This is a genomic window from Arthrobacter sp. TmtSoilC51 (assembly GCF_055388015.1).
In genome coordinates this window covers 344,143-361,572 of the sequence record NZ_AP035877.1, presented here as the reverse complement: position 1 = coordinate 361,572, position 17,430 = coordinate 344,143, and the positions used below count along the sequence as shown (strand labels likewise).

At 61.4% G+C, this 17,430-nt stretch carries 22 protein-coding genes; 8 read left to right on the top strand and 14 right to left on the bottom strand.

Translation table 11 applies throughout. The features are described from left to right. Positions 1–73 precede the first annotated feature (73 nt). Entirely contained in the window at positions 74–964 is an 891-nt protein-coding gene (locus ACZ5G6_RS01795; protein WP_498689003.1) for a LysR family transcriptional regulator, read from the top strand. On the opposite strand, the gene ACZ5G6_RS01790 is transcribed toward ACZ5G6_RS01795, so the two are convergent. From ACZ5G6_RS01790 to ACZ5G6_RS01775, 4 genes are all read right to left on the bottom strand, one after another. After that, positions 953–1,795 carry a spermidine synthase gene (locus ACZ5G6_RS01790; RefSeq protein ID WP_498691721.1) on the bottom strand — a complete coding sequence of 281 codons (843 nt, stop codon included), beginning with the start codon at positions 1,793–1,795 and terminating at the stop codon, positions 953–955. The genes ACZ5G6_RS01795 and ACZ5G6_RS01790 overlap by 12 nt on opposite strands. A 458-nt stretch (positions 1,796–2,253) precedes the next feature. Then, on the bottom strand, positions 2,254–2,502 hold the full coding sequence (locus ACZ5G6_RS01785; RefSeq protein ID WP_498689002.1) for a hypothetical protein: 249 nt from the start codon (positions 2,500–2,502) through the stop codon (positions 2,254–2,256). A 3-nt stretch (positions 2,503–2,505) separates the two neighbouring features. Next, positions 2,506–3,177, bottom strand: a complete 672-nt coding sequence (locus ACZ5G6_RS01780; RefSeq protein ID WP_498689000.1) for an O-methyltransferase — start codon at positions 3,175–3,177, stop codon at positions 2,506–2,508. Between the two features lie 39 nt (positions 3,178–3,216). After that, positions 3,217–3,549 carry a thiamine-binding protein gene (locus ACZ5G6_RS01775; RefSeq protein WP_223935493.1) on the bottom strand — a complete coding sequence of 111 codons (333 nt, stop codon included), beginning with the start codon at positions 3,547–3,549 and terminating at the stop codon, positions 3,217–3,219. Positions 3,550–3,641: 92 nt separating this feature from the next. Between ACZ5G6_RS01775 and ACZ5G6_RS01770 the strand changes: the two genes are divergently transcribed. Then, positions 3,642–4,271: a TetR/AcrR family transcriptional regulator gene (locus ACZ5G6_RS01770; RefSeq protein ID WP_498688997.1), complete on the top strand. Its 630-nt coding sequence runs from the start codon at positions 3,642–3,644 to the stop codon at positions 4,269–4,271. Between the two features lie 652 nt (positions 4,272–4,923). Continuing rightward, positions 4,924–5,157: a hypothetical protein gene (locus ACZ5G6_RS01765; protein ID WP_477515849.1), complete on the top strand. Its 234-nt coding sequence runs from the start codon at positions 4,924–4,926 to the stop codon at positions 5,155–5,157. A gap of 731 nt (positions 5,158–5,888) precedes the next feature. On the opposite strand, the gene ACZ5G6_RS01760 is transcribed toward ACZ5G6_RS01765, so the two are convergent. Then, positions 5,889–6,299 (bottom strand): hypothetical protein, encoded by a 411-nt coding sequence (locus tag ACZ5G6_RS01760; protein WP_477515848.1) that lies wholly within the window; start codon positions 6,297–6,299, stop codon positions 5,889–5,891. 533 nt (positions 6,300–6,832) lie between these two features. Here ACZ5G6_RS01760 and ACZ5G6_RS01755 point away from each other — a divergent pair. Both ACZ5G6_RS01755 and ACZ5G6_RS01750 read left to right on the top strand, forming a co-directional pair. Further along, a complete protein-coding gene (locus ACZ5G6_RS01755; RefSeq protein WP_498688994.1) occupies positions 6,833–7,435 on the top strand; it encodes a hypothetical protein in 603 nt (200 codons plus the stop codon). A gap of 63 nt (positions 7,436–7,498) precedes the next feature. After that, positions 7,499–7,723, top strand: coding sequence for a hypothetical protein (locus ACZ5G6_RS01750; RefSeq protein ID WP_498688992.1), 225 nt, complete (start codon positions 7,499–7,501; stop codon positions 7,721–7,723). Positions 7,724–7,729: 6 nt separating this feature from the next. Here ACZ5G6_RS01750 and ACZ5G6_RS01745 read toward each other — a convergent pair whose 3' ends face one another. The 4 genes from ACZ5G6_RS01745 to ACZ5G6_RS01730 are packed head-to-tail and all read right to left on the bottom strand — an operon-like array spanning position 7,730 to position 10,185. Then, positions 7,730–8,041: an AzlD domain-containing protein gene (locus tag ACZ5G6_RS01745; RefSeq protein WP_223947666.1), complete on the bottom strand. Its 312-nt coding sequence runs from the start codon at positions 8,039–8,041 to the stop codon at positions 7,730–7,732. After that, entirely contained in the window at positions 8,038–8,820 is a 783-nt protein-coding gene (locus tag ACZ5G6_RS01740) for an AzlC family ABC transporter permease (RefSeq protein ID WP_223935488.1), read from the bottom strand. Before ACZ5G6_RS01740 ends, ACZ5G6_RS01745 begins: the two co-directional genes overlap by 4 nt. Then, on the bottom strand, positions 8,817–9,251 hold the full coding sequence (locus tag ACZ5G6_RS01735; RefSeq protein WP_223935487.1) for a DoxX family protein: 435 nt from the start codon (positions 9,249–9,251) through the stop codon (positions 8,817–8,819). The genes ACZ5G6_RS01740 and ACZ5G6_RS01735 overlap by 4 nt, the downstream gene beginning before the upstream one ends. 43 nt (positions 9,252–9,294) lie before the next feature. Next, positions 9,295–10,185, bottom strand: a complete 891-nt coding sequence (locus ACZ5G6_RS01730; RefSeq protein ID WP_223935486.1) for a glycerophosphodiester phosphodiesterase — start codon at positions 10,183–10,185, stop codon at positions 9,295–9,297. Positions 10,186–10,234: 49 nt separating this feature from the next. Between ACZ5G6_RS01730 and ACZ5G6_RS01725 the strand changes: the two genes are divergently transcribed. After that, complete coding sequence (locus ACZ5G6_RS01725) at positions 10,235–11,590, top strand: DUF445 domain-containing protein (protein WP_498688989.1); 1,356 nt, start codon at positions 10,235–10,237, stop codon at positions 11,588–11,590. A gap of 5 nt (positions 11,591–11,595) precedes the next feature. Here the strand turns inward: ACZ5G6_RS01725 and ACZ5G6_RS01720 are convergent, their stop codons facing one another. The 4 genes from ACZ5G6_RS01720 to ACZ5G6_RS01705 form a co-directional block, all read right to left on the bottom strand. Next, positions 11,596–12,780, bottom strand: a complete 1,185-nt coding sequence (locus ACZ5G6_RS01720; protein WP_498688988.1) for a Fic family protein — start codon at positions 12,778–12,780, stop codon at positions 11,596–11,598. 113 nt (positions 12,781–12,893) lie between these two features. Next, positions 12,894–13,688, bottom strand: coding sequence for a 5-oxoprolinase subunit C family protein (locus tag ACZ5G6_RS01715; RefSeq protein ID WP_498688987.1), 795 nt, complete (start codon positions 13,686–13,688; stop codon positions 12,894–12,896). Between the two features lie 45 nt (positions 13,689–13,733). Beyond that, positions 13,734–14,483: a LamB/YcsF family protein gene (locus tag ACZ5G6_RS01710; RefSeq protein WP_498688986.1), complete on the bottom strand. Its 750-nt coding sequence runs from the start codon at positions 14,481–14,483 to the stop codon at positions 13,734–13,736. Further along, entirely contained in the window at positions 14,467–15,285 is an 819-nt protein-coding gene (locus ACZ5G6_RS01705) for a hypothetical protein (protein ID WP_223935481.1), read from the bottom strand. Before ACZ5G6_RS01705 ends, ACZ5G6_RS01710 begins: the two co-directional genes overlap by 17 nt. A gap of 209 nt (positions 15,286–15,494) precedes the next feature. Between ACZ5G6_RS01705 and ACZ5G6_RS01700 the strand changes: the two genes are divergently transcribed. Continuing rightward, the gene (locus ACZ5G6_RS01700; RefSeq protein WP_223935480.1) at positions 15,495–15,656 is read left to right on the top strand and encodes a hypothetical protein; all 162 of its coding nucleotides are present in this window, start codon (positions 15,495–15,497) and stop codon (positions 15,654–15,656) included. Positions 15,657–15,727: 71 nt separating this feature from the next. Here the strand turns inward: ACZ5G6_RS01700 and ACZ5G6_RS01695 are convergent, their stop codons facing one another. After that, positions 15,728–16,714, bottom strand: coding sequence for a LacI family DNA-binding transcriptional regulator (locus tag ACZ5G6_RS01695; protein WP_498688982.1), 987 nt, complete (start codon positions 16,712–16,714; stop codon positions 15,728–15,730). Between the two features lie 432 nt (positions 16,715–17,146). On the opposite strand from ACZ5G6_RS01695, the gene ACZ5G6_RS01690 reads away from it, so the two are divergent. Next, positions 17,147–17,383: a hypothetical protein gene (locus tag ACZ5G6_RS01690; RefSeq protein WP_498688979.1), complete on the top strand. Its 237-nt coding sequence runs from the start codon at positions 17,147–17,149 to the stop codon at positions 17,381–17,383. Positions 17,384–17,430: the final 47 nt, after the last annotated feature.

Below are 17,430 nucleotides of genomic sequence, written 5' to 3'. Positions count from 1 at the left end.
CCACTGAGTATTACTGCAGATTCCTCGTGTCTCAATGACCAAAGAGGCACGAAGTATGTGCAAAATTGCAGATATGAATCCCAATCCGGACGATCTCCTGATACTTCTCGCCGTTTCACGCTCGGGAAAATTCACGACGGCGGCACAAGCCTTGGGACTGAACCACACCACTGTTTCGCGCAGGATAGCGGCGCTGGAAAAGGCACTGGGCGGGCGCGTCCTCGCGCGCGCCGCTGGCGGATGGGAAGTGACAGAGTTAGGCGCGGAGGCGGTCCTGGTCGCAGAGCGGATCGAAGCCGCGGTGGGCGCGCTGGGACCCAGCGACGGCGCACCCGACCCCATTACCGGCGTCGTACGCATGACCGCAACGGATGGCTTCAGCGCGTATATCGCGGCACCCGCAGTAGCCCGTTTGAGAAGGGAACATCCCGGGCTGAGCGTGGAGATCGTCACCGTGACGCGCCGGGCGTTGCAGCAGCGCTCGGGCCTGGACATCGAAGTGGTGGTGGGAACGCCGCAGGTTCACCGGGCAGAGGCGATCCAACTGGGCGAGTACCGGTTGGGGATGTATGCCTCGCGCGCATACCTGGCAGACAACGGGACGCCTTCCAGTATTGAGGAACTGACGCAGCACCAGCTGGTCTACTTTGTGGATTCCATGCTGCAGGTGGACGATCTCGACGCGCCGAGAAGGCTTGTCCCCTCCATGCGTGACGGCCTGAGCTCAACCAACGTTTTCGTGCATGTGGAAGCTACTCGAGCCGGAGCCGGCATCGGTTTCCTGCCTTGCTTCATGGCTGATCGCCACGCAGATTTGGTGCGGCTCCTGCCATCTGACTTCGCGGAGCTGCTCCCCTACTGGATGGTCCTCCGCCCGGATTCCATGCGCCGCCCCGCAGTGGCCGCCGTCGTACAGGCCCTGCGCGAGGAGACGGAGCGCCGCCGGGAGGAGCTACTGGGTTGAAGCTGGCGCCGGATCGTGCCGAATCGGCGTACCTGCGGCGAAGGCCCGGACCTGTGCGTCGTTCCAGATGTGGGCCGGCACGGCCCCTCCGAGCAGCTTGCGGGCCAGGGTTGGATCGTCCCCGAACGGCACGTGGCTGCCGGCCATGATCATATTCCCGTAGCGGCGGCCCTTGAGCATGGCGGGGTCCGCGATGATCATGGTGTGCTCAAAGGTATCGGCGATGGTGGCGGCGTCGGCGCGTGCGTTCTTCAAGTCGGGGGCATCGCCCGAGTTGACCACGTATAAGCCATCCGGTGCCAGCACGGAGTCGGCATGGGCATTGAACTCACGGGTAGTGAGGGCGCGGGGCGTGAAGGCTCCGGCGAAAACGTCCCGGATGATGAGGTCCCGGGTATCAGGGGTTAGGGACTCGGTCACCTCCCGGGCTTCACCCACACGGATCCGCAACAAAGGCGCCTTAGGCAGTTCGAACCAGCCACGGACGTAGTCGGCGAGCTTCCCATCAAGCTCCACCACCACTTGCCGCGCATCCGGATACGCCGCGTTGAAGTATCGCGCCATCGAACAGGCACCCCCGCCCAGATGCAGGGCGCGCAGCTTTGGCCTGGTCTCCCGCGGCCATCTCGATTCCACCAGAGCAGCGATCCAGCGCATGTATTCAAAGTCAAGGAACAACGGATCGGCAAGGTCAATATGCGAGCTCAGCACGCCGTTGATTTTCAGGAGCCAACCATTGTTGTTATCAGGATCGGGAATCAGCTCGCAGTCGCCGGTGTCGATGTAGTAGACGCCTGCTACGGGGCCGTTAGGTCGGGTGCCGCTGGGCACCTCAATGACGCCCACCGCGGACCTTCCCGCCCGGGCGGACTTGCTTGCCTTGCTGGATTTACCGGGTCTGGCCACTAAAACCGTCCTGCCTGATTCATGGCTCCAGCCTAGTGGAGCAGCGCATCATCGTGTTCCGCCGAAGGAGTTAATAAGGATGCTTAGCATTCTGCGCCAATGGGCCATAAGATCTCTTCATGGAAGCTTTGGGTTCGGTTTGGGTGGAGGTGTTTACGGTCGCGTTCGCCTGGCTGACCGTGGTCTGCCTATTGATTGCCCGGGTTCCCAAACCGCCCAGCCTCCTCGAGGAGGAGCCCCAGGAGACTGAACACCCCGGCACCATACAACCAGCGCCCGGAACTCGCCAAGGACGGCTACGGCATCTCCTGCCCGCGCCCCGCGCAGCCAAGCGTTCCCGGCCGCGCCACCATGAACACGCCTGAAGGCAAGGCCTCCAGACATTAAAGCCCGACGGCGGGACGCACCATCCGGTGTTCCGGCAGTGAGTACCACGAGGGATCGCACAGCTGCCGCTTGCCGTCGGGCACGAAACCGTTGCGGCGGTAGATCCTGTCGGGCAGGGCAGCTTCCTGCTTCGCGAAAAATTCCGGCGGCAGCAGGTGCCCATAACTCTCCCGCCATGACTGGATGTGCATGCGGGTCATGGCTTCGGCGTCGTCAACCACTGCCGGGCGAAGTGTGAAATCCATCCATTACCGCACTCTGGCCATGGCGAAACCGTCCCAGCCCTTGCTGCCCACAGTCTGGATTGCGGTGGCATCAAGGCGCGGATCCTGGCCCAGCATTTCCAAGGCCTTGACGATTCCCGGCGCGTTAACCTCGTCCCGCGCAGGCTCCAGGATGGAGCCGTCCCAAATGACGTTGTCGATCACGATCACCGTGCCTGAGTGGCCAAGACGGATCGCCCAGTCAAGGTAGTTGGCGTCGTTTTCCTTGTCCGCGTCGATGAACACAAAATCGAACGATTCCTCGCCTACCAGTGTGGGAAGAGTGTCCAAAGCAGGGCCTACCCTGATGTCCACTTTGTGTCCGACTCCTGCCGCGTCCACATTCGTCCGGGCGACGTCAGCGTGCTTCTGGAGGAACTCGCACGTCACCAGCCTGCCGTCGTCGGGAAGTCCCTGCGCCATCCAAATGCTGCTGAACCCGGCCAAAGTGCCAATCTCCAGAACGCGCCTTGCGCCGGACAGCTGCACAAGCATCCTGAGCAACTTCCCAGCATTCGGCGCGACTTCGATCTGCGGCATGTCCGCCTCGACTGCTGATGTCAGGGCGCGCTTATGGGCAGGATCAGGACGTACGACGACGTCAGTCAGGTAATGCTCGACGTCAACCCACCCTGGCTTGGCCACATGTTCAATCATGGCCCCCAGTCTTGCACTGGTCGCTGGCAGGGGAAAGAGCTATTCCGCGGTGGAGATGGCTTCTTCCAGGCGCTCTACCTTGCCGGTCAGTTCGCCGCTGTACCCGGGCCGGATGTCCGCTTTGATCACCAAAGACACGCGACTGCCGTAGCGGCCCACGGCCTCCGTAGCCCGCTTAACGACGTCAAAAACCTCGTCCCATTCGCCTTCAATCGTGGTGAACATGGAGTCCGTTTGGTTCGGCAGGCCGGACTCGCGGACGATCTTGACCGCGGCGGCCACGGCATCATGCACGGAGGCATCGGGGGTGGGTCCGCCGTTGATGGCGGATGCGGGCTGGCCTGAAGGGGCGACTGAGAATGCAAGCAACATGAAATCCAGTGTTTCACGTACCGGTTTGTCACATAACGGCCTACTCCCGCGTAACAACGGGCCAGCCCCGGTCCGTTGCTACCCTGACAAGCATGGAACAGCCCTCCGAACGCAAGCCCCTCAGGGCAGACGCGGCACGAAATGTGGACAAAATCATCACCGCAGCCCGGCAGTGCTTCCGGGAACATGGCCCCGAAGTTCCCCTGCAAACCATCGCCGCCACGGCAGGAGTGGGTCCGGCTACGCTGTTCCGCAACTTCTCGGACAAAGAGCAATTAGTACTTGCGGCCTTGTCCCGCCAACTCCGCCAGCACGTGGATCCTGTTGCTGACGCATCCCTCGAAGGCATGGATGCCGCCGAGGGCCTCATCAAGGTCATCGACGCCGTCATGCAAGTGGCGAGCGAAGACGCCAACCTGCTTGACGCCGTCGCAGGCCGACGCGGACTCCTCATGGGTATCACCGGCGGCCTCATCGGCTCCATGGCCACGCTCCTGGAGCGCGGTCAGGGTCAGGGGTCGCTGCGCCGCGACATCACCATCGAGGATATGGTCCGGCTCCTGGCCATGCTGATAGGCGCCGTGGACACCATGGAACCCGGTTCCGAAGCCTGGAAGCGTCCTGTAGCGCTCATTGAAGACGCCATCCGGACCGAACGTCCGTCGCGCCCGCTCCCGGAACAATCACCCATCCCGGGCGTGACCCTGACGGAGGACGTCTAACTACCGCCAGCGTTCACTCCCAGCCAGCGTCTGTAGCAAGGCCGTAACCAGCATCTGGAGGTAGGCCGCAACCGGGTCCAGGGTGGGATTAACGCCCGGGTTGGCCGGCCGTCCGTCGAGCTCAAGCCGTCAGGAGCTGGCTATGACCCACCACGTCAGCGCGATGATCAGCGCCCACCCGAGCGGAACCAGCGGGCTGGACAGGGAGAAGCTGGCTGAATGTATCGCCGCCTGCTTTGAATGCAGCCAAGAGAACCGCCGCTGCCGACAGGCGGCTCGCCGGAGCAGTCGTCTAGCGAAGCGGCGCGGCAACTTGGGTCCGTGGTACATTCACCAAGCGAGAGAACGCTCTTATTCAGAGGGAGCAGAATGACCGGTACGTGACCACACACCAGTCCTTTTCCCGTCTGTGGATGGTTTCAGGTCGAATCCTGGCAGGAGAGCGACCGAGAAAACAGGAGGGTAAATGCTCATGGCTTTACCCTCCTGTTTTCTATGCTTTGGTTGACATTCTGGTTCTAGTCGAACTTTCCGCCGTGTCTGTTGCGGGCCGAAAGATGAGGTCCGTCAGGACACCAGCGATCAGCGCCAAAGTGAAGAAAGAGACTCCACCCATGACAAACGAGACGGCCACAAGGCCGGTGGGAGCTGCATGGACCGCGTCAAAGAACAATCCGCCACCTATTGCCGCAACGATAAGGGTTGCCAGAACAACACCCCGGACACTTCTGGTTATCGTGAATTTCCAATACGTCGCTATCACGGCAAGCCCGAACAGGATAGCCCCGATCTGGATCTCCCAAGGAAACCTTTTGACAACGGAAAGGGCTGGCGCGCCGGACAAATCAAAAAGGTAGCCCTTCGTCATTCCTTCCGCCTGGATTGAAAGGTAGCCAATAACCAGAACAGTCACGACTGTCGATGCGGCGGCAATGAGGTGCTTAGCGTATGTCAGGGGAGACAACGCCCTCCTTGAATGGCCGGATGATTGTGTTGAACTGGAACTTGACTGCACTATTGCTCCTGCCAAGCTCGACCTGTTGAGGAAGCGTGGTGTTTCCCGTTTGAACGATGATGTGCGCAGTGTCCCTGCCAGTCAATGCGCCGCTAGGTGTGGCCATGGCCCTAAGTGGAGCCGTGTCGACATCCCCTGGGAGGAGATACGCTTCGGTCGTCCTGACCGACGTGCCGTTTTCTTGAACTCCGACACTGACACCTCGTTGAACGAACTCTTGCTTGGGTAGGCAAGACGCACCGACTAGGCCCGACTTGCCCGTGGGTTGGCTAATGACGCAGACCTGTTGACCCGTCGCATCGAGAGCCACCGAGTACCTTCCGAGGGCGTTCTGCGCGACGACCCTCACCGTCGAACGATCGAACTCTGCCGCGAGCTGCCGCGGGAGGCTGTTGGCTACGTTCAAATCCTCCCCTGTTTGGGGTTGCGAGATCGCGGGAACCAACGTTGCGTTGTCCAGAGGCGTTATGGGTTGTGCCATGGAGGGTGAAATGCCCATTGCAAGAGCAGCCAAGGAAAGACCTCCGGTGATGATGATTGCTGTTGAGCGCTTCTTCATTTCCTGCCTCCGTACCAAATTATGTCCATTGAATTCGTCAACGTCAGTCCTTGAACTGTTCGCAGAGAGTTTGCGGCTGTGCGTTGGGCATGTCCGCGTTCGCGTTCCACCAGCATTGCTCGAAGGCGCCGTAGTTGGGCGAGTGGTAGTAGCCCGCCCAGCCTCCGGCAGCGGCATACATGCTGTTTAGCCAGTACCCAGTCGCCCCGTCGAAGGTTGCGCTGTATTCGGTGGGATTTAGAAAGTAGGCACCTGGTTGGCCAACGTTGACGCGTCCGCCTGAGTCGGTGCCTGATATACTCGACCATTTTTGATTCTGGAAGCTGTAGCCGTCCTTGTACCGATAATTCCAGTACGCCTGCGCAGCGGGAGATCCGACCATAATCATGGCGGCCGCGACTCCGGCGATCACCGCAATGCGTGCGCGTTTGAATGGCTTAATTGCACGAAACAAGTTTCCCTCAATTCCCCAAAATGTCACCTCCCCGGTGAGATAACTGCACCGAGTATATGCACGGCCTCGTAATAATACAATCGCTGGAGAAATCATTCCGGGAGATCCACCGGTCCGCTGGCGTTTAGCCGTGGAAACCATTCCGTGCCCTGCCGATGAGGCCCTGGACGTACAGCGGGCCCTCGGCTCCCGGCTTTCCTTTCGATTTTGAGCTGCAACGCGGAGTTCGCGTGAACTGAGTCAGCCTCGAATCTGCGGCGGGCAGTACGACCTGCTGGCAAGCCATGATTAGACGTCGACACCGGGGGTGGCAAGTTTGAACATAAACCTCCCCACAAATCGGTGCGATGTTTTGAGGAAACATGACGCGGAAACGCGAAAATTTTCTTTAATTAAGCAAATATTCTCGTACGCGGCCACATCCAGCGAACCTAAGCCGAGGTATTTGACATTAGGCATTTGCAAGCCTTGGATAGATTTTGGGAACTTCCGCGACTCCCGTTCATCCATATTATTGGGCGCAATATTCGTTCATGACGGATCTCCTTTCAATGCTGGCGATTGAACGTGGTGAAGTGATCGAGGCGCGCGGTCATACAACCGACCAAAAGCCTCGGCCGGAACCGTCCGATGTAGATCTGACCTTCTTCACGGTCGCAAAGGCCGACGAGTTCCGGGGTCTTGCGCGTGAGGTGTTCGCTGAGCTGGGCTTCGAAGTGCAGGTCCACCCTGACCACGCCATTGATGCAGAAGGCCGCGGATACGGTTTCTGGAACGTGGCTGCAAATTGCCATAACCCACCGGAGTCAGAGTGGCGGGACACCATCCGACAGCATCTCCAACGAGTGCTGGCAAGCTTCGAGGCAGCAGATCCCTTCGAGGAAATGTCCCTAGAGGAAGTGGGCCGTCAAACCTATGCTCGCCTCTATGAGGAATCCAGTCTTCCCAGCCTCGAGGTCTACCCGCATCGGGAGTTCGCTCCCGGGGTCGTGGAGATGCTCGCTCTGGATCTTCCTGAAACAGTTGCAGTCTTCAGCCATGACCACGCCAGAAAGTTCGGCGGTTGGGAGGCTCTGCGGTCGCAGGGGATGACAAACCTACGTGCTCTGGACAATGAACAGCTTGAGACCCTGTAGGCGCCAGGAGAAGGGACCTTCACGGCCCTGCTCAGTGACTCGGTCTACACAGCCAGCAAAGCCATGCTGCTGCCGGGGCTAGCGACGGAGCTGACCGGACAGCAGGTCCGTGAAGACCTTGGATGGTTGATGAGCGTGCCGAACCGGTATCAGCTCGTCTGGCACATCATCGACAGCGACAGCGTCATCACAGCGCTCAACGGCATGGCCAGTTCTCGAAGCTACATTGCCACGCGGCTGACGGGGCCTAGCTGCAGTGAAAAAGAAAACCCCGCCAGTCTCACCTAAAGCCGGCTAGCCCCAGCCGAGCAGCCTCAACAGTGCTGCTGCGGCAGCACCCGAGATAACCACCACCAGGAACGGCGCGCGAAGCCAAAGAGCGACCGCGGCTGCCGCCAACGCACCAATCCGTGCGTCCAACACGAGCCCCTGTCCCGACGCGAGAGCGTTAACTACTGTCAGGGACGCCAGCAGCCCAATGGTCATGGTGCCTGCGATATGCATGATCCTCGGGCTCTGCAGCAGCTTGGCCGGGACAAAATAGCCCACCAGCTTGGTGAGGTAGGCAAGCGCGCAGGCGATGAGGATCCAGAGCCAAAGGTTCATTCGTTCCCCCTGATGCCAGTGTGATGATCTCTTTGCCCTTGCTTACGCTTTTCTGCGTACGGGTCTACGTCCGGCTCAAGTCCTTCATCCATGCGTGCATGGCTGAACCAACCGATCACACCAGCCACCAGCGCAGCCACCAGGATGGGAACTCCGGAGGGAACAAACGGCACGGCGAGAATCGTCGCAAGTGCACACGCCGCGGCGATGGCCCAGGGTTCGCGTCCCTTCAGACGCGGCCACAGCAATGCCAGGAACGCAGCAACCGCTGCACCGTCCAACCCCCACTGCTTGGGATCGCCCATGGCATCGCCGGCCAGCGCGCCAATGGCAGTGAAGATATTCCAGAGAATGAATATTCCGATGCCGGCAGTCCAAAAACCGCGGCGTTGTTCGTCGAGCTCCGACTGGCCGGACGCCGTTGCTGTTGACTCGTCAATGGTTAGGTGTGCTGAGATGTAGCGCCGCCATCCACGTGGACGCAGCATGGCGTTGATCTGCATGCCATAAATGCCGTTGCGCAGCCCGAGCAAAGCGCTGGCTGTCATGGCTGCTACGCCGGATCCACCACCGGCCACCACGCCGATGAATGCGAATTGCGAGCCCCCACTGAACAGCAAGAGGCTTAGCACCATTGTTTGCCAAAAATCGAAGCCGGATGCCACTGAAAGGGCGCCAAAGGACACCCCATAGAGTCCTGTGGCAATGCTCAGCGACAAGGCAATCTTGAAAGCTGGCGACTCCCTGAGTTTCGGGGGAACGGCTGAGCCTCCGCTCATTTCCGCAGGCTCCGGGACCACAAAATGAGTGGAACCTGAAGAGGCAGCCGAAGCGTGTGGATGCGTCGCTGGGCGGGTGTGCCGTCGGGACCATATGCACGGAGCAGGGCATCAATATGCCCTGCAAGGAATACAGTAAACATGGCTGTTGTGGCGTCGGCAGCCACTTTACGGGTGGCAGGAATGAGAAGCCCGAAGGCGGCAGTCGCCTCGAGCAGGCCACTGGAAGCGACCCATTCCTCACGGGACATGAGGGCAAGGGGACCATTCGGCTGGCCAGCCGGCTCGTCCCTGCGGCACAAGTAATCAGGTACCACCGGGTAGTAGAACCCTGGTGTACGGAAGTGCTTCATGGCACTGCCCAGGAGAAGTGCGCTCAGACCGATGGCAGAAGCGTTTTTGGTGGCACGGGCTGACCAGCGGAATGACATGAGACCACTCAATCACAAGCGCGGTGGTGCCCAAAGTTCGCTCCTACCTGCTAGGGACCTGGAGCTGGGCCAAGACCTGGGCGGGTCTGTTCGTGGTGATCTCATGGATGCCCAGGCCTTGGCACAGTGCCACGTCCTTCTCCGAGTCCACGGTCCAGACCCTGAATACCCTCCCGGATTCCAGCCAGCGTTGGACGTTGCGTGCGTGTTCCCTCACATAGTCGATTCCCGGTCCGGCAATGCCTACCTCACCGTGATCCAGGATGCGTTCGGCCTCCAACTGGGTTGCCTTCATGACGTTGGCCACCGCACCTGCCGTGATCGGCCCCAGTCCAAGCTCTTGCCGGAGCTCCTGGACCGAGAAGTTGTCCACCAACTGGCAAATGTGCTGGGCTGGGACCTTCTTCAGAAGGTGCTGGATCGAGTCGGAATCGAAGCTCATGAAGGAGACTTGAATGTTCTCCAGCCGGGACTCCCCCGGGGTCCAACCTTCACTGAGCAGCACGTCCAGGACCCGGTCCTCAAGGTTGAGCTGGTAGGGGCTGGGGTGCTTGAGCTCGATCGCCAAACCAATCTCGCGCCCGGCGCCACGCAGGATGTCCAGCAGTTCCGGCAAGGTAAGGAATTGATCAGCGATCCCGCCGTACGCATCGGGTATCCGGGCCCCCTTCCAGGAAGCGAAGTCCAGGGCCCTAAGTTCCTCGAGGGTTTTCTCCGAGACCGGTCCGGTGCCCGTGGAGGTACGGTCCAGGTTGGAGTCGTGCAGCAAGACGACGTGCTGGTCCCGCGTCAAGTGGACGTCGCACTCAACACCGTCGGCACCGTCCGCTATCGCCTTGAGGTATGCCGCACGAGTGTGCTCTGCGAACGCAGCGCTGGCACCGCGGTGTGCGTAGACCTTGGGCCGGCGAGGGGCGAAATCGTCGCTAGTCATGCAGCCACGGTAGCCCACGCGGCTGCACGCACGGGGCTACGCTGGGCTAATGCAGGTGAACTCTGAACAAATCCCAGCCGAAGACGTCACCAACCACGCCCAACCAGCCCAAGCGGCAGCTTCCGGAGCTACCCAACCCGGGTCCGCCGTCGTCGGGCGTGCTGTGGGAGACGAGGAAAAGGCAGCGGCTCTGCGCCGCATGAAACGCCTGGCGTTGGCCCTATTGATAGGCATGGCCATTGTGTTCATGGTGGCCTTCGCTTTCCAGAAGCAGTACCCGTGGCTTGAGTATGTCAGGGCTGCGGCCGAGGGCGGCATGGTGGGTGCGTTGGCCGACTGGTTCGCAGTGACGGCACTGTTCAAATACCCGATGGGCTTGAAGATACCGCATACAGCCATCATTCCGCGCCGCAAAGACCAGATCGGCGAATCGCTGAGTGAATTTGTGGAGAGCAACTTCCTGTCCCAGGAGGTTGTGCAGGACAAGTTGGCGAGCATTGATATTGCCCGCAAGGCCGGCCGTTGGCTATCCGAACCGGGAGGCGCCGAACGGGTGGCCAAGGATGGCGGCGCGATGATCCGCGGCGCGTTCACCGTGCTGAATGACGACGACGTGCAGGCAGTGATCGAGGGCATGGTCCGCAAGCACCTGCTCACCCCGCCGTGGGGACCGCCCGTGGGACGGATGGCGGAGCGGATCTTCGCTGACGGCCATCACCACAAGCTGGTGGACCTGTTGGTTGATCGTGCGGCCGATTGGATGGACGCCAACCACGCAACGGTAAACAGGCTGGTTTCGGACCGCTCGCCCGTGTGGGTGCCGACATTCGTGGATGGATTGGTGAGCGACAAGGTCTACGTCGAACTGCTGAAGTTCGTACGGGCAGTACAAGGCGACCAGAACCATCAGGTACGGAAATCGATCGATGCCTACCTGACGGACCTGGCGCAGGACCTGCAGCATGATCCGGCCATGATCGAGCGCGCCGAAACCATCAAGGCCCAGATCCTGGGCGATCCGGAAGTGCGGGAACTGGCATCCCGCACATGGGGAACGGTCAAGAACGCGCTGCTCACCGCCGTCGACGATCCCGACAGTGAACTCAGCCAGCGTTTCAAGGGCGCCGTCCGCGACTTCGGTTCACGGTTGGTCAACGACGCCGAACTGGCCGGCAAGGTCAACGCCTGGATTGGCGACGCCGCGGGCTACCTGGTCAACACCTACCGCTCGGACATTGCAGGCGTCATCTCGGACACCGTGGCGCGCTGGGATGCCGAGGAAACCTCGCAGAAGATCGAGCTGCAGGTGGGCAAGGACCTCCAGTACATCCGCATCAACGGAACCGTTGTGGGTGCCCTGGCCGGGCTCGCGATTTTCACGGTGGCGCACCTGCTGTTTGGCTAGTGCGGTCAGTGACGCACGCGGCGGCCGGCTCGTGCCGCGAAGTCGTCCAGCGCGTCGATGATGTCCCGTGCAAGCCATACGCTGATGCCTCGCACTTTCCCGGCGGGAGTAAGGACGCCGGCCGCTTCCAGCCGCTGCACTGCCCTGTACGCCGTTGCCTGCGAGACCTTGGCGTAATCGGCTGCCATCTCAGCGGTGATTGCAGGCTCGCGAGGCAAGAGCTCAAGGACTTTAAGCACCGATTCCTGAGCTGATCCGATCTTTGCGAGGAACTCCTTTTGGGCAGCCCGGATGTCCTCCGCCAGCAATCGGCCGTTTTCCACCGCGAGAATGGAAGACTCGGCAAAACGCTCAATGATGGGCAGGATGTTTCCCTGACGGTAGTCACCCAAAGCGTCGAAGTAGAGCCGGGTATTGGTCAGCAGCCCGGAAGAAACAGGGATGGTTACCTTTTCCGTTACCCCTTTAGCGCGGAGCAAGGCGCTGACGATCGCCCTACCCGTGCGGCCGTTGCCGTCCGCAAAAGGGTGGATGGTTTCGAACTGTGCATGTGCCAAGGCGGCTTGCGTCAGGGCGGGGATGTCATCTCTGCGCATGAACTCCACCAGGTCTTCCATCGCTGCCATAACACGGCCGTGATGGGGCGGCACGAACTCCGCTGAGTGAGGTGAGTTGCCCCGGATCCAGACCTGGCTGACCCGGTATTCCCCGGCTATGACTTGGTCGGAGGACGCCAGGAGGGTGTGATGCATGGCGCCGATATTCTGGACGCTGAGCTCTTCAGACAAGGCAATTGCAGCCTCCATGGCATCCACATTGGACGCAATCAGTGCAGCGTTAGGACTCGAGCGATCGCCTAATTGCGCCAGCACAATCTCCCGCGCACCGGCTGTAAGGTTCTCGATCTGGGAACTCGATGCCGACTCGCTTCGGAGCAGCAATGCTGCGAACGGCGCAGAGTCCTGTCCCAGCTCGGCGTCGAACCGGACCATTTCCACAGTGGCTGCCTCAACAAGCGACTGGGTCCGGGAATCAACCTGAGGATCGATGCCGGCAATTTCTGCCGGGATGGCAGCTTCGTAGGGGCCGCGGGCCAGGAGCCGTTGACGCCTGGACGTTCCCGGTTCTGCATCCGCGGCCCAAGGATGCAGTTCGTAGCTGATTGACGGCCACGCAGGCACACTGCCCATGACTCTCCTTGAGAAGATCGATAGTCCATTTTCTCATATTTTGCCATTGATGAGAAAATCGAGCTATTTAATTCTCACGATTGAACGCCAGTGAGAAAAACGGTCTTCTCACATCACCCCAGCAAATGAACCATCTGTCCCGGACGCGCTTGCCCCAGCAGGTCCAGGTCTTCGTCGCGAACAACTGCGATCACTGGGGACCCGCTCGTCGCCCGGTGGCCGGCTAGCGCAATGACAGGAAAGCCCGACGGCGGCAAAAGGACCGAGCCCGACAGCAACGGTTGGGGCTGGGGTGCTGGAGTCCGGGCCGGCCCAGTCGCACCAGCCAGCTCAAGCGGCCTACCGACAAGCCGGGCACCGACTCGGTCCGATTCCGGTGAGAGGACCCACGGTTCGCTGGTCAGCCGAAGCCAAGTGCCGACGTCGTAATTGTGGGCTTGCGGACCGCGTTCCACCCTGGCGACCACCGGACGTTCGGGGTCCGGGGCGCGGCGCGCAGCGTGGTTCCCCACCGGGATATTGTGGCCGTGGGAGCGTCCGAACGTCAGTGTGCCGCCAGCGTGCAGGGGCTCCGACCGAGGATCAATGCCTCCCTGAACCGCCAGGTAATACCGGATCCCGAAGAGCGCCGGCCCAAACTCCAGCACCGCTCCGGGGCTGACGCGAACGGCTTTGTTGAAAGGGAGTTCGGAGCCGTTGAGCTTGACCAGGCCTTCTGCGCCGGTGACAGCCAGGGCCGAGGCCGTGACAAAACGGAGACGCAGGCCACCCAAAAGTATCTCGAGGCCGCCCGCAGATTCAGGGTTTCCCAGCAGCGCATTGGCGAGGTGCAGGGAAGCGCGGTCCAAAACCTGCTCAGGTGCAAGGGCCAGGGTCAAGGGGCCTGGATCAACTGCGACGGCACCCATCAAACCTCCTCATGAACCTCTTGCTCAAGGCACGTTGCACGCAAGCTAGGCGAACGCATCAATCTCCACCCCCGCCTCCTCCAAGCCTGCGCGAACGGCCGCGGCCATGTTCACAGCTCCCGGAGTATCGCCATGGATGCAGAGGGAATCGGCGCTGACCGGGACAACTGTTCCGTCCACGGCGACCACTTCCTTACGGGTCGCGAGGCGAACAGCCTGGGCGACCACTGCGGCGGGATCGTGCAGCACGGCGCCTTCCTCGGATCGCGGGACCAGTGTGCCGTCAGGAAGGTACGCCCTGTCCACGAACGCTTCCCTGAACACGGGGTGTCCGGATTCCTCGGCCAGTTTCAGCCACGCCGAGCCCGGCAACCCCAACACCGGCAGCCCGGGATCGTAGGCATGGACGGCGGCAACCACGGCCTCGGCCTGGTCCGGGTCGTGGACGATCCTGTTGTACAGGGCACCGTGCGGTTTGACGTAATCCACGGACGCTCCCACGGCGTGGGCCATGCCGTCCAGGGCGCCGAGTTGGTACAGGACATCGCCGAACAGTTCGTCGAACGTCATGTCCAATGAGCGCCGGCCGAAGCCGGCAAGGTCCCGGTAACCTACGTGCGCTCCGACGCGAACGTCCAGTTCGAACGCGGCACGGCAGCTGTCCAGCATGGTCAGGGGGTCTCCTGCGTGGAAGCCGCAGGCCACGTTGGCGCTGCTCACGATGCGGAACATCGAGGCGTCGTCGCCCATGGTCCAGGAGCCGAACGACTCCCCCAGATCAGCGTTGAGGTCCACTGTTACCGCCTTCCAGCGTCAGATTGATTGTGTCGTTGGTGGGCGCGTCTGCGAGCAGTTCGCCAGGGATCGTATCGGGCAGTGGACCAAAGGCTTCCTTGGCAGTTGCAACAACGGCGCGGCCCATCATCAGGTTGCCCGCGCCACCCACCACTGCACCCACGCCAAACGGCAGGGCTCGTCCCAGGAACGCGGAGCCTTGCCGTTTCAGGAGATTCTTCAGGAACGCGCGTTGGATGGCATCGCGAATGACGCCAAAGCCACTGCCGGGAATCTTCTTGGTGAGCGTCGTGCCCCAGGCATTGGTCACGCCCTTTCCTCGCCCCAGGGACTGGCCACTGAGGGCACCCAGCAGAGACGTGCCTTCCTCGCCCAGCATGATGGCCATGACCATCGTCCTTGCCCGTTCCGGGTCTGTTAGCCGGATGCCGTGGAGCTCCGCCAGCGTCGAAGCGTACAGCGCCGTGGTCTCCAGGAACCCGACGGTAGCGAGGGCAGAGAGTCCCAGCGAAGCTGCGGTTCCGATACCAGGCACGACGGCGGTAGCCCCCACAGCGGCTCCCCCGCCTGTGATTGCGCCCAGGTAATGGCGCTCCAGTTTCGCGGCGAGCTGCGCGGGTGTTGCCTTTGGATGCCTGCGCTGCATTCTGCGCAGGTTTGCCAGGACAAGTGGCCGCTGGATTTCGACGGCGCGCAGCAAGACATTGTGTACGCCCGGCTTGGTGTTGCCTTGGGCGTCGAATACTGCGTTATGAGCTGTCTCTTGGGCGATTTTCACCGCCGGGTTGGGTCGCTTGGGCATCTTCACCTCTGCATGGCAGTTGGTCGTTTCGCGGAGAACTACTGCGTTCAGCCTATGCCACTGCCAGCTTGGTATGGCCCGTTGAGAGGCCCGTTCTGCGCGTTTTTGGGTGACGATTCAGCGCGGAGCGGACCTCTCAACAGAGCCGACCCGGCGTAGACTTGGTGCACTCACGGAAGCAGTCCAAGCACGGACAGGGAGTATCCGTAATGAACGCAAACGACCAGACAGAACACATCATCCGGCACCACACCGACGCTCCCGCAGAGGGAGAAACGGAGGGCTGGGTTTCGCACGATACCGGCATCCACAGCCAGGATCCTGCCGAAGGTCCGGACATCGACGACGCCCCACCGTCGGGTGCTTCGTAACTCCGGTCCCTCCGGCGCTTACAGCTGGTCGCCGCGCGTAAGGGGCGGGGCGCCCTGCTGAACCCGTGCGGTCATTTCGGGGCGGGGCCCGTGGTGTTGCGGATGACCAGATGCGGTGTTCGCACAAGATGCGCGGGCGGCGTCGAGCCTTCCAAGCGATCGACGGCGCGGTCCACGGCGGCTCGTGCCAAGACCGGGGCATCCTGGCTGACGGACGTCAACTGGACGTAGCTAAGGCGGGCGAATTGGCTATCGTCGTAGCCCAGGACGGACACGTCCTCGGGGACCCGGAGTCCTGCTGCCCGGAAGCTTTCCCAGATGCCCAAGGCACAGCGATCGTTGAACGCAACGACGGCGGTGGGCAGGTTCTCCAGAAGCTCACCACCAGCGCGCAGGCCGTCTTCTTCGGTGGCGCCACCGGGAATTACCCGCGGTTCAAGCCCGCGGCTGGTCATTTCTGCACGGAAGGCTTCACGCCGTTGCGGGCCAGAGACGGCGTCGCCGCCATCGACGTGGGCGATTTTCCGGTGTCCCAGCGAGGTGAGATATTCAAGCGCCATGCGGATACCGGCGTCGTCATCGCTGCTGACAGAGTCCAGGGATCCACCGACGTCGTCCCGGAGAAGGGAAACGACCGGGAGCCTTGCGGCGTAACCGGCCAACTCCTCCTCCCCCAGTGTTGGAGAAATCATGATGAGGGCTTCACAGCCCAAATCCAGGAGAGACTCCACGGCCCGCGATTCCGGCCGGCCGTTGGCTACTGCGCTCAGCGCGATGTCGTACCCCCGCAAGGTAGCTCCGGCGTAAGCGGCATCGACGATTTCGGTGTGGAACGGGTGCGACGTGGAAAAGCTGACGCCTAAGAGCCTCGTCCGGCTGCTGCGGAGGAGCCGTGCGCGGCTGTCGGGACGGTAGCCGAGTTCCTTGGCCGCCTTCTGGACCCTGAGGCGCGTGGCTTCCGAGGCTCCAGGGGCGTCCCTCATCACGATGGAAACGAGGGCGCGGGAAACTCCGGCTGCGTCAGCCACGTCCATCAAAGTGGGACGTTTTCCCATCATTGCCCTCCTTTGCCCGCAGCCAGTCTATAGAACGATCTATGAGGAAGGCGGTGGGAGGTGCTGCAATCCCGGACATGCGGCCGGCCGCGACTCAGACGACCGACCGCACTAGCCCGGTTATCGCAGTGACGGCGCCCCGGGTGGGCCCCAGAACCCACCACATCCATCACTGCTAACTCAGCGTTGTCCGCGGACATGCGCCGAAAAGGGCAACGGCACACTACGCGGTACAACGACTTGGGCACTGGATATGTGCTTTGACCTGCGCAAACGTGACGCGGGGTTAATTAAAAAGTTTTGGCACCGTCGCTAGCGTCCACGGCGCCCAGCCTCCTTGAACCTTAAAGGTTGCCGCAACGGCGACATTCTTGCCCTCGTCAGCGCACTAAACAGGTGTTGGAACGAGCATGGGATGCGCGGCAGGAGCCACATATGAACTCTCTCAACCAGGTATCGGCGATATTGGCCGCTATGACACTTGTCGACGCGCCCGATATCCATCTTCTGTTCATGGCAGTCCTGGTTTTCTTTGCGGGCATTGTTGGCGTTGGCAGCGTCCTGCTGCTCCTCCTCCTGACACCGCTTATCAGGCTGGCCCTAGGGCGTCACCTCCCTCATGCACGGCCTGGCGTGGCGCCATCTGAGCCGACTAAGCCGGACACCACCTAGAACGATCTAGACGTCTGCATGTCGATCATGCAACCATTGGTTCACTA